Raw genomic sequence first — 13,667 nt, forward strand, 5'->3', positions numbered from 1 at the left:
TCAAAGGTATCTCTATGAAAAAAACAGACGCAGTGTCTATAGATGAAACACTGAAGAAACTTGAGCAGATAGCAGTATGGTTTGAAACACAAAGCGAACCAAATCTTGAGGAGGGGTTGAAAAGAATTGAAGAAGCAGCGGTGCTTCTTGAGGCGAGTCGGAAGCGTCTCGGCGAGATAGAGAATCGATTCGACGAAGTAAAGAAAAAAATGGACTGAGAATTTTTTGGAATTCATAGTTTTTGGTGGCGAGATATGGTATATTTTCAAGCAGAACACGGTAGGGAAATTTGCTAGAACTATTTCTTTTGCAATTCAGGTATTGAAATGGCATGTCCCCCCGCGTGTCTTCGAGGGATTTTTGTGGATGTAGAAGGAGAATTGAAGAGTGTGTTGTCGTAGAAATATGGTGTCGCTTAACCGAGAATTTTTTGGAAGGCATCTTTCTGTGCGAAGAAGGTTTCTTTTTGCTGCGTTTCTGGTATTTTTTCTGAGTCTCACGGCGATATTTGCTGTGAAGAAAAGCACGGCTTTCTCCACGGATTCAGCAATTTCTTTCGAGGTGGCAGATGCTGGTCTTCGTCTCTATTTGGAGAAATACCAAGGCGCTTCTCAGGGTGCTTCTCTCGGAACTCTTGGAACGTGCTCAGGCGGTATATTTAGCGGAGACTATTTTACTATCGGGAAATACGAAGTGACATTCTATGGGAGTGGAGACCAAAAACTTGGATGTGGTAGCAAACTTGCCTCGGTGGTAGTGGTGCGGAGCATAAGTTTCTATCGTGGTATGTCTATGGTAGTCCAACGGCAGGTACGAGCAGATGATGGAAGTGTCCAGTCTCCAATGCCGACCCCTACACCGAATCCAATTCCTACCCCAACGCCCACTCCTGTTCCAACTCCCACGCCTACTCCCACTCCACCATCATTGCGAGATGTTTCATACAAAGGTGGACTCTTGCTAGACGTCTATCCTGCTGCAAATGGAAATACCAATGCGCCAGTACTTCTCTTTCTCCATAGTGGCGGATGGTACAAGGGCGACAAAACGGATGATGCGGCTCGTTTGGGAGCGAGTCTTTCGGCGCTTGGCATAACAGTGATTGCTCCAAACTACACGCTTGTGCCTTCAGGGTATTATCCGACACCGCTTCTGGATACGGATTGCGCGCGTCGATGGATTGTTGCCAATGCCTCGGCGTATGGTTTCGACGTGAATAGGATTTCTCTTGGTGGATATTCTTCCGGTGCACATATAGCGTTGCTCTATGGTCTTCGACCATCCGCATATCAAGACACGTCGTGTCCATGGAGTGCTTCCTCACCATCTCTCAAGAACATTGTGGCACTTGCTGGTCCAACCAATCTCGCAACAATCACGGGTGATGTCCGCACAATGGCGAATAATTTTCTGAATGGCGCTTCAGCAGTTGAGGCGAGTCCGATTACGTATGCGGGTAATCGAAATTCCTCTCGCTTCCTTCTTTTGCAGACACAGGATGATGAACTTGTTTCTTTTGGTGGGCAGGCAGAGCCGTTTTACAGTGCTCTCCTTGCTTCGAATCCATCAACGGTGCAAGCAAAATGGTATGCAAGTGGCGGACATCTTTTTGCTTACTCCGTAGGGACGGCGACCTATCGTGATGTAGTAAATAGAATTCAAGCATTTCTCGCGCCGTGAGGAATATAAATTTGTGGATGAAATTGATGCTTGCTTTGCGTGAGAATGTTGAACTTGAGGGGGGATAGGGTCGTCTCTTTTTGAAAATCATGCTATACTAAACGCAGTTTTGTTTTTTTGTCTGTTGATGCGAATAATACAAAAACACATGAAGCGCGCATTGAAAAACTTCTCTCGTGGATCGATTCTTGCTTATTCACTCATCTTGCTTGGTATTGTGCTGACTGCCTCAATCGGCATGATGTCAGCATCAGTAACGAATCTCAAAACAGTCTCTTTGAGCGATAAATCTATCAATGCCTTCCAGATAGCTGACTCTGGATCGCAGGCAGTTATTAAAGAATTGAAAGCTGCGGCGGATGGAGATAAATTGAGTGATATCGATGGCGGTTCTTGTAATAATAGTACGAAGAGTATCGACAAAGACCTGTTTCTTGAGGGAAGGTACCGAGTGACTTTTTTTGACGCTTCTGATCCAGCTGTTCAGCTTGGTTGTGGTGCAGATGTATCTGATGTTGCCTCTGTAAAATCTGTCGGTACCTATGGCGATACGGCGCGAGCGGTGCAGGTGGTCGTTCAATCGATTAAGCCGATTGGTTGGTGGAAATTTAATAACAATGCGGACGACGAGACAAGTGGCGCAAATGATGGTTCTCTCTCAGGCTCTCCATTGCCAACTTTTGTTGATGCGCCTTCCTTTGCCAATCGCGCTTTGTATATTAATAGCGGATCAGGTGTTGTAACAATTAACAATGAGTCAAATTTTGATTTGCGCCGAACTATCAGCATTTCTTTATGGCTTAAAGCTGATACTCTTCCTCCTGCTGGCTCTATGGCTTCTTTGGTTTCGAAGATGGATTCGTCGGGGACAGTGTCTTCTCGCGCGTATTCCGTGTGGCTCAATGGTTTTGGTTTCGTACATCTTACATCGTCGAATAGCTCTGGAACAGAAGCGTGTACAGATACCGCTGATAGCGTAATCAATCTGAATACATGGTACCATTATGTTGGTGTAATTGATCGAGATAATGGTTCGATGAAGATATATGTTAATGGGGTTTTGCAGACTCCTGGTTCAGCTGCTCATCATTGTGGTAGTTCAGGAACTTTTTCCGCTGGAGATGATGCTGCAGACAATGATGAGCCTGTGAGGGTAGGGGGGGATTTTGGTTCAAGCTATGCTGTATTCGACGGTCAGATAGATGATGTTCGTATTTACAATGGAATTCTTTCTGCATCGGATGTTTCCTCGTTGTATAATAGTGGAAACGGGAGGGAGTAAGATTTCTATGGCATGAGGAATATGCACAATGATATTTCCATCGTCCTCGCTGGTGCGGCGGGGAAGGGGGTGCAGACGGTTGAAGGGATACTCCTCTCGGTTTTGAAGAGTGAGGGATATCCGGTTTTTGCGTCCAAGGAATATATGTCGCGGGTGCGGGGCGGGTCGAACTCAACCGAGATTCGCATTGGAGCAGATAAACCGCGTGCGTATAGGCAATCGATGGATATTTGCTTTCCTTTTGACAGGGCGGCATTTGAGCATTTGCGCCGGAGAATGACGCCGGAGACACTTATTCTGGCAGATGAACGACTGGTGGCAAGCGGGATGGATCATTCGATTGTGCATGTGCCGATTTCATCCCTTGCGACAGAACTGGGAAATCCATTGTTCGAAAACACGGTAGCGGCGGGCGTGATTCTTGGTATTCTCGGCGCGGATATTTCTGGGCTTGATGCCTATCTCCAGACTCGTTTTGCATCGAAGGGGGACAAGGTTGTCGAGGGAAATATTGAAGCGGGAAAGCAGGGCTACAAGATTGGGCAGCACCTTGCCTATACAGAGAATCTTGATTTGAGCATTAGACAAGATGCTCGTATATCAAACGAGGTGATGGTAGATGGGACGGAAGCAATTGCAATGGGAGCAATTGCAGGAGGGTGCAGTTTCATTGCGTCCTATCCCATGTCGCCGTCAACCGGTGTGCTGCAATTTCTTGCCAAATCGGCGGAGACTTTCGGCATTGCCGTTGAGCAGGCGGAAGACGAGATTGCGGCGATTAATATGGGGCTTGGTGCGAGCTATGCTGGTGCGCGCGCCATGGTGACGACCTCTGGCGGCGGCTTTGCGCTTATGTGTGAGAGTGTGAGCCTTGCGGGGATGATGGAATTGCCAATCGTGATTCATATCGCACAGCGCCCGGGACCGGCAACGGGGCTCCCGACGCGGACCGAGCAGGGCGATCTCGAGCTCACGCTCTACGCGGGACACGGCGAGTTTCCGCGCGCGATATTTTCGCCCGGGACGCATGAAGAGGCCTTTGAGACGATGCAACAGGCGTTTCGCATGGCGGAGAAATGGCAGTCGCCGGTTTTCCTCCTCTCTGACCAGTATTTCCTCGACACCGTATCGACCGTGCCTCAGGATGTGTTCGTGGCGACTTCAGAAACGCGAGACATTATCGAAACATCCAAAGACTATGAGCGATATACGCTTACGGAGAATGGAGTTTCGCCACGGGGAATTCCAGGTTGGGGTGAGGGATTGGTAGTAGTCGACAGCGACGAACATACTGAGGATGGGCACCTTACCGAACGTCTCGATATGCGCGTCCTTATGATGGACAAACGTATGAAGAAGCTTGCTGGACTCGCGGCTGATGTCCTCCTGCCAGTTCGTCTCGGTGCCGAAGGTGCAGAGACGATACTTGTTGGCTGGGGGTCGACGCACGGCGCGATTGCCGAGGCACTCGAGAAATCCGGTCGAACAGATATTGCCTATCTTCACTTCAGACAAATCTACCCACTTCCTGTGAATGCGAAAGAACTTTTCAAAAATTCGAAGAACATCCTTGTTATCGAGAATAACTACTCAGGGCAATTTGCAAGCCTCCTCGAAAAGCATGGCATCTCCGTATCGGAGCGAGTAGTGAAATATGATGGCGAACCATTTGGGGTGGAAGAATTGACAGAGAAAATTTCAAGCATTGGCAGTGGACAATAGAACCCTATGGAAACAAAAATTTCCCAAAAATCGTTCGACATGCCGGCGGAGACGGATATTGCCTGGTGCCCGGGGTGTGGGAATTTCCCGCTTCTCACTATTATGAAGATGGCGCTTGCGGAGCTTGATATTGCACCGGAAAAGCTCGTCACCGTCTCCGGTATCGGACAGGCTGCCAAGGCACCACACTATTTCAAGGGCAATGTCTTCAACGGGCTTCATGGACGCGCATTCTCTCCGGCGACAGCGATTAAGGTAGCAAATCCAGAGCTCACCGTCATTGTCGAAACGGGCGATGGCGATGCGTATGGAGAAGGAGGCAATCACTTCACGCATACGATTCGGAGGAATCCAAATATCACAGCGCTTATTCACAACAATATGGTCTATGGACTAACGAAGGGGCAGGCGTCGCCGACGTCGGAAGTGGGTATGAAGACGCCGGTACAGGTGGCAGGGGTTATTCTCGAGCCATTCAATCCGATAGCTTCTGCGATTGCACTCAACTGTTCATTTGTGGCGCGCGCATTTGTGGGCAATGTGCCGCAAGCGAAAGAGATTATCAAAAAAGCTATCCTCCATAAAGGATTTTCGCTCGTGGATATTTTCCAGCCCTGCACGGTGTTCAACAAGATGAATACCTATCAGTGGTTCAAGGAGAAAACGTATGCACTTGAGGATACGCATGATACGCATGATCGCGTCGAAGCATTTCGTCGCGCGACTGAAACAGATCTGCTTCCACTGGGAATTTTTTACGAGAATCCCGATCGAAAAATATTCGAGGAACAACTGGCGAATCATGGAGCACCATTGTATCGGCATCAGGTGAACAGTGATACGTTTCAGGAACTCGTGCGAAGCAAAGTATGAAAGAAAAAAGAGCCGAGAGGCTCTTTTTGAATAGAAGTCCTACTGGATGCGACTCAGTGGATTGAAGAAATCTATGAGCCAGGGGATGCTGATGGCGATGCCGATAAGTGGAAGGAGAAAGAGGATGGTATTTGCGACAGACCTCCAGAAAAGCTGTTTTCGTATTTTCTCGACCGAGTGCCAGATAGTATCAAGCTTCTTGTTCTGCTCCTCGAATTTTTCGCGAATGTCTTGATCCATATATTTTTTGTTTCTATACGAACAGTATACCAAATTTACTCCCGTAGCTCCTATTTTGGAGGTTACTCTGATTGCGAAAGATTATTTTTCTCACATACTTTGCGAATGCTGAACTCATATTTGAAGAGTTTCTTTTCGGAGTCTCGACGTAGACGAGAGAAGACTGTAAGAGTCTGTTAAGAAAGTCTGTTTTTCAGAAAAACAGTGTGAGAAGTACGCCTTTTTGATACTTTTTTAACAGGATCTCATGTAATTTGATATTACTCCATCCCGAGTTCGGCTTTGGCATTTTCGGAAAGACGAGATGGATCCCAAGGAGGATCGAAAGTGAGCTCGACCTCGACAGACTTCACATTGGGAATTGCCAACACCTTTTCTTTCACTTCATTTTCAATGGTCTGAAAGAGCGGGCATCCGATGGTAGTGAGCGTCATGGTGATTTTTATGGCACCCTCTTTTTCACTGACATCGTAAACAAGACCAAGGTCGACAATGGAAACAAATAATTCTGGATCAAGAATCGTCTTGAGTGCTTTGGTAATGGCAGCTTTGCTTGGTTTCTTTGGTGTCATGGTAGTTTTCAAACAAAAAGACGGCACACCCGTCTCTTTGTTCTCTATTTCATGAGGAGTAAAAGATGCTCTCTAATTTGGAAAAACGACTTCGCCCTTCTCGTTCTTTACGGTGATGGCGGAGACAGGGCAGGACTGGGCAGCATTTATGATGGTGTCAGCATCGTCTTGGTCGCAGGTTTCGAGTATGGTTGCCTTGGCGGCGTCATCGAGGACAAAGGTATTTGGAGCGACGCCGACGCATGGCCCGGCACCGATACAGGTATTGGCATCCACTTCGACTGTCCAACCATTTTTCAGAGTAATTGGTCCATGTGGTTTTGCGGCGTCTTTTACATTCGTCATAACATTATTTCTTACGAATTAGTATTATTCAGAGCTTGGTGGAGTGTTTCAATCGAGAGAAATGCGCATTTGGCACGTGCAGGGGAGAGTGTTTCTATGCCAAGCAATTCGGTGATGTCACTTCCAGAAATCTTTAGTGCATCTTCAGGGGAAATTCCCGCGACTTTCTCCGAGAGGAGTGAAGCAGAGGCTTGCGAGAGGGCGCACCCGCTCCCGACCCAACCGATGTTCTCTATTATACCGTTCTTGATGACGATGTCCATGGTGAGAGAATCGCCACAGGAGAGATTCTCTGTTTTGCTTGAGTGTGTCACTTCTTGCAGTCGCCCCACGTGTCGCGGATGGTGATAGTGATCGAGGATAATGTCTTGAGAGTCCATACTATTTCTTTTTTGAGAAAATGAGAAAAGTCTCTTTCATAACTTCTATAGCACGATTGATGTCTTCTTTCGAATTGTATATCGAAAAACTCATTCGCGCGGAGGCGGGGATATTGAGAGCGCTGTGGAGCGGATGTGCGCAGTGAGCTCCGGCGCGAATACAGATATTTTCTCGCGCGAGTGCTTCTGCGAGGTCGTGCGGATGAATACTCGGCAGTGAGAATGAGATGAGACTCCTTTGCATTTCTTTATCATGCGGACCAAGTATGTGGATATCTGGGAAATGTTGGTGGAGTGTTTCGAGCGCGTATCGTGCGAGAGCGTGTTCGTGTTCTTGGATTGCTTCCATGCCAATCGACTGTATATACTCAATAGCGGCGCGGAAGGCGATGATGCCGGAAATGTTTGGCGTGCCGGCTTCAAATCGATAGGGCGGTTTTTTGAATATCGACCCTTCGATACGAGCGTTTTCTACCATATCGCCGCCATATTGGAAGGGCGGAAGCGAATCGAGAAGCGCGTATTTTCCCCAAAGAATACCGACACCGGTTGGGCCAAAACATTTGTGTGCAGAGAGCGCGAGGAAATCAACGCCAAGCGCTTCTACATCGAGCGTCATATGCGAAGCGGCTTGAGCGGCGTCGAGGATGATGCGCGCCTCTGGTGCGAGTGCGCGGACAGTGTTGGCGATGGCTCGGACCGGAGCGAGAGAACCGAGCACATTTGAAATGAGTGGAAAGGCGAATATTTTCGTGTCTTTATCGACGAAGGATTTGAGTATCTCTTGGTTGATATCTCCCGATTCCGAAACAGGCATGACTTTGAATTGTGTGCCGGTTCGAAATGCCAGAGCCTGCCAGGGAAGGAAATTCGCATGATGATCCATGCTGGTGACGACGACAGAGTCTTTCTTTGAGAGGGTATTTTCGAGAGTGTATGAGAGGAGATTGATAGCCTCGGTTGTTCCCTTTGTGAAGACAATTTCGTTCCTTTCTGCGCCAATCCACTCTGCAACCGCATCGCGGGTTTTTTCGTATTCTCTCGTTGCGCGTTCGGAGAGTTCGTACAAACCGCGTGATATATTTGCCGGATATTTCTCGAGATACTCACGTTCTTTTTCTATGACAATGCGCGGCTTTAGTGATGTTGCTGCTGAATCGAGATAGATGAGGGAAGGATGATGCGTGAAGACAGGGAAGTCTGCTCGTATTGTTTCCGGGTGGATCATATGTGTGGATGAATGCTCAATTTTTCAAGCGCTTCTTTTTCAAGTGCATCTACTTCCGGGTCGCGAGTATATGTGCGCATTTCGTCGAAGAAGTTTCGGAGTGTTCCTTCGGCAAGGAGTCTCTCGGCAGAGATTCGTTCTATACCGCGCGTTTCGAGCGTGAAACGTGCGTCGAGATTGGTTGTGCCCGTTGCGGAAGCATGGCGTGCCGAAACGTCATCGGCGAGGATCTCGAGTCTCGGCGAAGTGCTCGCACGTGAGTGTTCAGAGAGGAGGAGATTGCGATTGGTTTGTGCAGTATCTGTGCGAACGGCTCCTTCTTCGATGCGGATGAGTCCGTCATAGGAGAGGCGTGCGTGTCCGTCGAGGATACTGAGGACGGTGAGGAATGAGCTGGTATCGGACTTCTTGTGATTTTGAATAACGGAGAGGGTAAATGCATCAGTGTCATTTCCTATAAAGAGCGCGAATATGCGCGCAGTAGTGCCGGGCTTTTCGAAAGAAAACTCGATGTGTCGGGACTCATTCCAAAAGAAAAAGACGCGCTGTTCGCGGCGGAGCACAATTTTTTGAGCACGGGTGTTGATGAGATTGAAGAATTGCATAGAGAATGTATTAACCAATCTTCTTGGTCATCTCGAAATGTATGAGACGATTGAGTTCGATGGAATATTCGAGGGGGATTTCTTTGGATATTGGTTCGATGAATCCATTTACGAGAAGTCCCTCGGCATCGGCCTGGACGACGCCGCGCGATTCGAGGGCGAAGAGTTTTTCTTCGCCAATTTTTTCGACGGTCGCTTCGTGTTCGACGGTTGCGTCGCTTCGGTCGATGGTCATCGTAGGATAGGTGTCGCTGCGACTTATTGCATCGAGAATCATGGCGTCGCAGGTGACATTCGTTTTTGCGTGGCTCGCATTTTTCCCGATATGCACGAGTCCGCGATACGAGGTTTGTCCGCCGTTTTTGGAAATGGATTTGGAGAGGATGCGCGATGTGGTGTTGGGTGCCAGATGGTACATTTTACTTCCGGCGTCTTGAGTTTGTCCCTCGCTCGCAAGGGCGATTGAGAGCATATCGCCGTGCGCGCCTTCGCCGACAAGATAGACAGAAGGATATTTCATAGTCACCTTGCTTCCGATATTGCAGTCCACCCACTCCATAACGGCGTGCGCTTCGGCACGGGCGCGTTTGGTGACGAGGTTGTAGATATTCGAGCTCCAGTTTTGCACGGTGGTATAGCGGACGCGCGCATTCTTGTGGACGAAGACTTCGACGACGGCGGCGTGAAGCGAGTTGGTTGAGTAAATAGGTGCGGTACAGCCTTCGGTGTAGTGAACGAAGCTTCCTTCGTCGGCAATGATGAGCGTTCGCTCGAATTGTCCGAAGCGCTCGGCATTGATGCGGAAATACGCTTGAAGGGGGAGATTGACTTTGACGCCCTTGGGCACATAGACAAATGATCCTCCCGACCAAACAGCGGAATTGAGTGCAGCAAAGGTATTGTCTTGCGGAGGGATAAGTGTGCCAAAGTATTTTTGCACGAGCTCGGGGTATTTCCTGACAGCGGTGTCCATATCACAGAAGATGACTCCGAGCTTCTCGAGCTCGCGATTCATACTTTCATAGACGACTTCGGATTCATACTGCGCCGAGACGCCGGAGAGATATTTTTTCTCTGCTTCCGGGACACCGATGCGGTCATACGTTTCTTTGATCTCATCTGGCAGTTCGTCCCATGATGCTGAGCGGTCTTTGGTTGCTTGCAAGTAGTAGGTGATGTTTTTGAAATCTATGTCAGAAAGGTCGGGTCCCCAGATTGGCATTTTTTTCTTTTTGAAGAGCGCATAGCTTTTGAGACGGAAGTTTTTCATCCACGTGGGCTCGTTCTTCATGCGGGAAATCTCCTCGACAGTTTTCTTGGTGAGTCCAGGCTTTATTTTGTGTGACGAAACTTCCGGCATGGAAAAGCCGAACGAATAATCGAAATCGAGAGGAGTGCTTCTCTTTTTTTCCAGCCATGTATTCAGTGCGCAGTAAAACTCCTCATTTTTCCTCAGGTGATCTTTCGAAATTTCACTGTCTTCGTTGGTCATTATTTGAAGGCTCTCTTTGAGAGAGAATTTCTTTATGAGAGGAACAGCTATTTGAGTGCTTGATTTCCCATCCCACATATTGACAGGAAGTACTAACTCGAGTCCCGTATTCCATGTTGCATCAATATCTTCCCAGTCTCCGTCAATGTTTACTTCGAGATACACATGAGTACTTTCGTTCTCATGAGGAATTGTCAATAGCGTCTCCGGTAAATTCAGGCTGTTCCATGTAAAACTGCACACTCGATATCGACATGTATAGCCAAGTTTCTCAAAGGCTTTCTTGAGCTGTATATGTTTTCCGGAACAAGAAAAATCCTTCTCGCCGGGAGAGGTTGCAATTTTGTAAGGAATGTCTCGTATTTTATTAAAGATTTCAACCAGATCTTTCATATGGTTACCTTTTTTCTTCAAATCCTTCTTTTTCGATAATCCGTCGGGCAAGCAATCCGTCTCCGGTTTTTACAATTTTCCCATTTCCCATAACGAGTGTTTCATCTGGTGGAAGGAGGTCAAGAAATGCAAATGAGTGCGTAATGAAGACGAAAGTTTGTTCTGCTGAGCGATGCGTTTTGAGAAAGTTCCCGATAGTTTTCTGCGCATCAACATCGACACCGGTATCGAGCTCGTCAAAGAAGGAAATTTTTGGCATGAGGAGCGCCCAGAGAAGTGCTTCGAACTTTTTCTTTTCCCCGCCCGAGAAGCCGTCGTGGAGACCGCGATGGAGGAGGGTTGTCGGAATAGCAAGTTGCTTTGCATAGGATTCTACCTGCCGACGTGTTTCGAGCGCACTTGCTTTTGGGAGTGCAAATCGCAGAAGAGCAAAGATGGAGACGCCAGGAAGTGGCGGCGGTGATTGGAAGGAACCAAAGATACCGAGCTTCGCTCGTTTATCTGGAGAGAGCGGCAGTATTGATTGTGAGTCCCAGAGTATGTCTGATGTTTCGTGCACCTGTATGCTGGGGTGTCCGAGCACGGTGCTTGCGAGTGTTGATTTTCCAGAGCCATTTGGTCCGAGGAGCGCGTAGGTTTTGCTCATCTCAAATGAGAGAGAGATATTGTTGAGGATTGGCTTGTTTCCTATTGAGGCGGTGAGGGTTCTGATTTCAAGCATAAAGAAATGTTAGACGAACTGTTTTGTACGAGCTTCTTGAGGTACGAGATCGGCGAGCGTGACGCGAGAGAGAGTATTCTTGACCGTGCTCTCGAGTTGTTCCCAGACGTTTTTGGTCTGACAGTGTGTCATGACGGGGCAGGGCGAGAGTATGCCAGAGAATGCGGGATGTAGAGCCTCTTTGAATCCACCATCGAGTGTCTCGATGATGTCCCAGGAAGTGATTTCTTGGGGCGGCTTTGCGAGGGTATAGCCACCATGGGCGCCCTTTTCGGATACGACGAACCCGCTTCGCTTCAGGTGCTGGAGAATTTTCTCGAGGTAGTCCTCTGGAAGATGCTCTTCTTGGGCGAGAACATGTACCGAGCAACCGCGCGGATGTCGGGTGAGTGCCGCGAGAGCGCTCAGTCCATAAGATGCCTTCCGAGATATTCGCATAAAGAGGGTTGAGGTTTGAAAAACGGACTCTTTCAGTCCGATTTGGAGTATACGCGATGAACATCGATTGTGTCAAGGTAATCTTTTGACTCGTCTCGAACTCTCGTGTAGGATAAAGCTGGTTCATGCTTGGGAATAGAAGATGATACATTGAGAACAGTCTCTTTCTTTTTTCTCTTACCCTATGGCGCGTCGACCAGCTTCTCGTACTGTTTCGCCAAAGAAGAATCGCAAAGCTTCGCCTTCAAAGAAGAAGCCCGTATTGCGGTCGGCGAAGCGTTCATCCCGAGGAACTTCCAAGCAATCGAAAACTTCCATGAAGCATCTCAAGAACAAAAACATGAAATCTCCTCGGAAAACTTCTGCTTCAGTGAGTCATACAAAGAAGAAGCCCTCTACAAAGGTATCAAAGAAACCGCTGAAGAAATCGACTGTGAAACAGAAGGCGCCGAAGAAATTGTCGCCAAAGAAACCCGCTTCGAAACAGCGTGTGCCAGTTGAGAAAAAAATACCGCTTACAAAGAAAGACCGTGAAGTGAAGAGACAAGAGAAGGAAACCAAACGTGCCAATGCGTTTGAAGAGCTTCTTTTTCGTGGGCGTCAGCGGGGCTTCGTGACCGAGGATGAAATCATTCACATTTTGCCGGATATTGAGCAAGATTTGGAGAACCTGGAGAATCTCTACGAAAAATTTGAGACGAGCGGTGTCAAAGTCGTGGATTCGAACGACATGCTGAAACTCGAGACCGACAAAATCGGTGAGTCATTTTCGGACAAGAAAGGAAAATCAAAGAAGAAAGCCAAAGAGACCACTTCTCTTATGGGTGGTGTCGATCGTCCTGAGGAGGGTGCTGGTGATTCATCGGACCTCGTGCAGATGTATCTCAAGGAAATTGGGCGTGTGCCGCTTATCTCCGGACAGGAAGAAGTACGACTCGCCAAAGCGATGGAAGCGGGTGATGCTTCGGCAAAGCAGCGACTTACCGAAGCAAACCTTCGGCTCGTCGTGTCTATTGCCAAGAAATATGTCGGACGATCGCACAATCTCTCTTTGCTCGACCTCGTGCAGGAAGGAAATATCGGACTTTTTCGCGCGGTGGAGAAGTTTGACTTCCGTAAAGGTTTCAAATTTTCGACCTATGCAACGTGGTGGATACGCCAAGCAATCACGCGCGCACTTGCTGATCAGTCGCGCACCATTCGTATCCCTGTCCACATGGTGGAGACAATCAACAAGTATTCCCAGGTGACGCGTCGCCTCGTGCAAGAGCTTGGGCGCGAACCGCTCCCTGAGGAAATCGCTGTCGAAATGGGTGTTGAAGTGGAGAAAATTCGCCATATTCAAAAAATTTCCCAAGAAACCGTTTCACTCGAGACAAGTGTCGGCTCGGACGATGATGAGAGTGTTTTGGGCGACTTCATCGAAGACACTGAGACAATCATGCCAAACCAATCGGCGGCACGGAAGCTCCTCTCGGGTCATATCGCCGAGGTTTTGGAAGAGCTGTCACCTCGCGAACAAAAAATTCTCAAAATCCGCTTCGGTCTCGAGGATGGCATCGTGCACACGCTTGAAGAAGTAGGACAGGAATTTGGCGTGACGCGCGAACGCATCCGTCAGATTGAAGCCAAAGCTCTTGAGAAGATCCGGGATCACGATATTGTGAAGAAGCTGAGGGATTATTGAAACTTTTCT

The 13,667-nt window shown here is 48.2% G+C and carries 15 protein-coding genes; 6 read left to right on the top strand and 9 right to left on the bottom strand.

Translation table 11 applies throughout. From position 1 onward, the window contains the following. Positions 1–14: 14 nt before the first annotated feature. From IPJ67_05005 to IPJ67_05025, 5 genes are all read left to right on the top strand, one after another. Entirely contained in the window at positions 15–218 is a 204-nt protein-coding gene (locus IPJ67_05005) for an exodeoxyribonuclease VII small subunit (protein ID QQR77456.1), read from the top strand. 229 nt (positions 219–447) lie between these two features. Continuing rightward, positions 448–1,680, top strand: coding sequence for an alpha/beta hydrolase (locus tag IPJ67_05010; GenBank protein QQR77457.1), 1,233 nt, complete (start codon positions 448–450; stop codon positions 1,678–1,680). 148 nt (positions 1,681–1,828) lie between these two features. After that, positions 1,829–2,962 carry a LamG domain-containing protein gene (locus IPJ67_05015; protein QQR77458.1) on the top strand — a complete coding sequence of 378 codons (1,134 nt, stop codon included), beginning with the start codon at positions 1,829–1,831 and terminating at the stop codon, positions 2,960–2,962. Positions 2,963–2,974: 12 nt separating this feature from the next. Beyond that, positions 2,975–4,684 carry a 2-oxoacid:acceptor oxidoreductase subunit alpha gene (locus IPJ67_05020; protein ID QQR77459.1) on the top strand — a complete coding sequence of 570 codons (1,710 nt, stop codon included), beginning with the start codon at positions 2,975–2,977 and terminating at the stop codon, positions 4,682–4,684. A gap of 6 nt (positions 4,685–4,690) precedes the next feature. After that, positions 4,691–5,557, top strand: a complete 867-nt coding sequence (locus IPJ67_05025) for a 2-oxoacid ferredoxin oxidoreductase (GenBank protein QQR77460.1) — start codon at positions 4,691–4,693, stop codon at positions 5,555–5,557. Between the two features lie 39 nt (positions 5,558–5,596). Here the strand turns inward: IPJ67_05025 and IPJ67_05030 are convergent, their stop codons facing one another. From IPJ67_05030 to IPJ67_05070, 9 genes are all read right to left on the bottom strand, one after another. Beyond that, a complete protein-coding gene (locus IPJ67_05030) occupies positions 5,597–5,797 on the bottom strand; it encodes a hypothetical protein (GenBank protein ID QQR77461.1) in 201 nt (66 codons plus the stop codon). Between the two features lie 260 nt (positions 5,798–6,057). Beyond that, positions 6,058–6,369: a DUF59 domain-containing protein gene (locus tag IPJ67_05035; GenBank protein ID QQR77462.1), complete on the bottom strand. Its 312-nt coding sequence runs from the start codon at positions 6,367–6,369 to the stop codon at positions 6,058–6,060. A gap of 72 nt (positions 6,370–6,441) precedes the next feature. Beyond that, positions 6,442–6,714, bottom strand: coding sequence for a ferredoxin (locus IPJ67_05040; protein QQR77463.1), 273 nt, complete (start codon positions 6,712–6,714; stop codon positions 6,442–6,444). Positions 6,715–6,725: 11 nt separating this feature from the next. Next, the gene (locus IPJ67_05045) at positions 6,726–7,094 is read right to left on the bottom strand and encodes an iron-sulfur cluster assembly scaffold protein (protein QQR77464.1); all 369 of its coding nucleotides are present in this window, start codon (positions 7,092–7,094) and stop codon (positions 6,726–6,728) included. Position 7,095: 1 nt separating this feature from the next. After that, positions 7,096–8,322 (bottom strand): SufS family cysteine desulfurase, encoded by a 1,227-nt coding sequence (gene sufS / locus IPJ67_05050; GenBank protein ID QQR77465.1) that lies wholly within the window; start codon positions 8,320–8,322, stop codon positions 7,096–7,098. Further along, the gene (locus tag IPJ67_05055) at positions 8,319–8,927 is read right to left on the bottom strand and encodes a SufD family Fe-S cluster assembly protein (GenBank protein ID QQR77466.1); all 609 of its coding nucleotides are present in this window, start codon (positions 8,925–8,927) and stop codon (positions 8,319–8,321) included. Before IPJ67_05055 ends, sufS begins: the two co-directional genes overlap by 4 nt. A 10-nt stretch (positions 8,928–8,937) precedes the next feature. After that, the gene (gene sufB, locus IPJ67_05060) at positions 8,938–10,419 is read right to left on the bottom strand and encodes a Fe-S cluster assembly protein SufB (protein ID QQR78044.1); all 1,482 of its coding nucleotides are present in this window, start codon (positions 10,417–10,419) and stop codon (positions 8,938–8,940) included. A 397-nt stretch (positions 10,420–10,816) separates the two neighbouring features. Then, positions 10,817–11,533 carry an ATP-binding cassette domain-containing protein gene (locus IPJ67_05065; protein QQR77467.1) on the bottom strand — a complete coding sequence of 239 codons (717 nt, stop codon included), beginning with the start codon at positions 11,531–11,533 and terminating at the stop codon, positions 10,817–10,819. Between the two features lie 9 nt (positions 11,534–11,542). After that, entirely contained in the window at positions 11,543–11,971 is a 429-nt protein-coding gene (locus IPJ67_05070) for an Rrf2 family transcriptional regulator (GenBank protein QQR77468.1), read from the bottom strand. 340 nt (positions 11,972–12,311) lie between these two features. Between IPJ67_05070 and IPJ67_05075 the strand changes: the two genes are divergently transcribed. Next, positions 12,312–13,658: a sigma-70 family RNA polymerase sigma factor gene (locus IPJ67_05075; protein QQR78045.1), complete on the top strand. Its 1,347-nt coding sequence runs from the start codon at positions 12,312–12,314 to the stop codon at positions 13,656–13,658. Positions 13,659–13,667 lie beyond the last annotated feature (9 nt).

It is taken from the genome of Candidatus Moraniibacteriota bacterium, from assembly GCA_016699385.1.
Classification (GTDB): domain Bacteria; phylum Patescibacteriota; class Minisyncoccia; order Moranbacterales; family UBA1568.

What these genes read in the sequence shown, in the direction of transcription:
- IPJ67_05005 (QQR77456.1), top strand. Translation starts at nt 15, where the DNA reads ATGAAAAAAACAGACGCAGTGTCTATAGATGAAACACTGAAGAAACTT.
- IPJ67_05015 (QQR77458.1), top strand. Translation starts at nt 1,829, where the DNA reads ATGAAGCGCGCATTGAAAAACTTCTCTCGTGGATCGATTCTTGCTTAT.
- IPJ67_05020 (QQR77459.1), top strand. Translation starts at nt 2,975, where the DNA reads ATGAGGAATATGCACAATGATATTTCCATCGTCCTCGCTGGTGCGGCG.
- IPJ67_05025 (QQR77460.1), top strand. Translation starts at nt 4,691, where the DNA reads ATGGAAACAAAAATTTCCCAAAAATCGTTCGACATGCCGGCGGAGACG.
- IPJ67_05030 (QQR77461.1), bottom strand. Translation starts at nt 5,797, where the DNA reads ATGGATCAAGACATTCGCGAAAAATTCGAGGAGCAGAACAAGAAGCTT.
- IPJ67_05035 (QQR77462.1), bottom strand. Translation starts at nt 6,369, where the DNA reads ATGACACCAAAGAAACCAAGCAAAGCTGCCATTACCAAAGCACTCAAG.
- IPJ67_05040 (QQR77463.1), bottom strand. Translation starts at nt 6,714, where the DNA reads ATGACGAATGTAAAAGACGCCGCAAAACCACATGGACCAATTACTCTG.
- IPJ67_05045 (QQR77464.1), bottom strand. Translation starts at nt 7,094, where the DNA reads ATGGACTCTCAAGACATTATCCTCGATCACTATCACCATCCGCGACAC.
- sufS (QQR77465.1), bottom strand. Translation starts at nt 8,322, where the DNA reads ATGATCCACCCGGAAACAATACGAGCAGACTTCCCTGTCTTCACGCAT.
- IPJ67_05055 (QQR77466.1), bottom strand. Translation starts at nt 8,927, where the DNA reads ATGCAATTCTTCAATCTCATCAACACCCGTGCTCAAAAAATTGTGCTC.
- sufB (QQR78044.1), bottom strand. Translation starts at nt 10,419, where the DNA reads ATGACCAACGAAGACAGTGAAATTTCGAAAGATCACCTGAGGAAAAAT.
- IPJ67_05065 (QQR77467.1), bottom strand. Translation starts at nt 11,533, where the DNA reads ATGCTTGAAATCAGAACCCTCACCGCCTCAATAGGAAACAAGCCAATC.
- IPJ67_05070 (QQR77468.1), bottom strand. Translation starts at nt 11,971, where the DNA reads ATGCGAATATCTCGGAAGGCATCTTATGGACTGAGCGCTCTCGCGGCA.
- IPJ67_05075 (QQR78045.1), top strand. Translation starts at nt 12,312, where the DNA reads ATGAAATCTCCTCGGAAAACTTCTGCTTCAGTGAGTCATACAAAGAAG.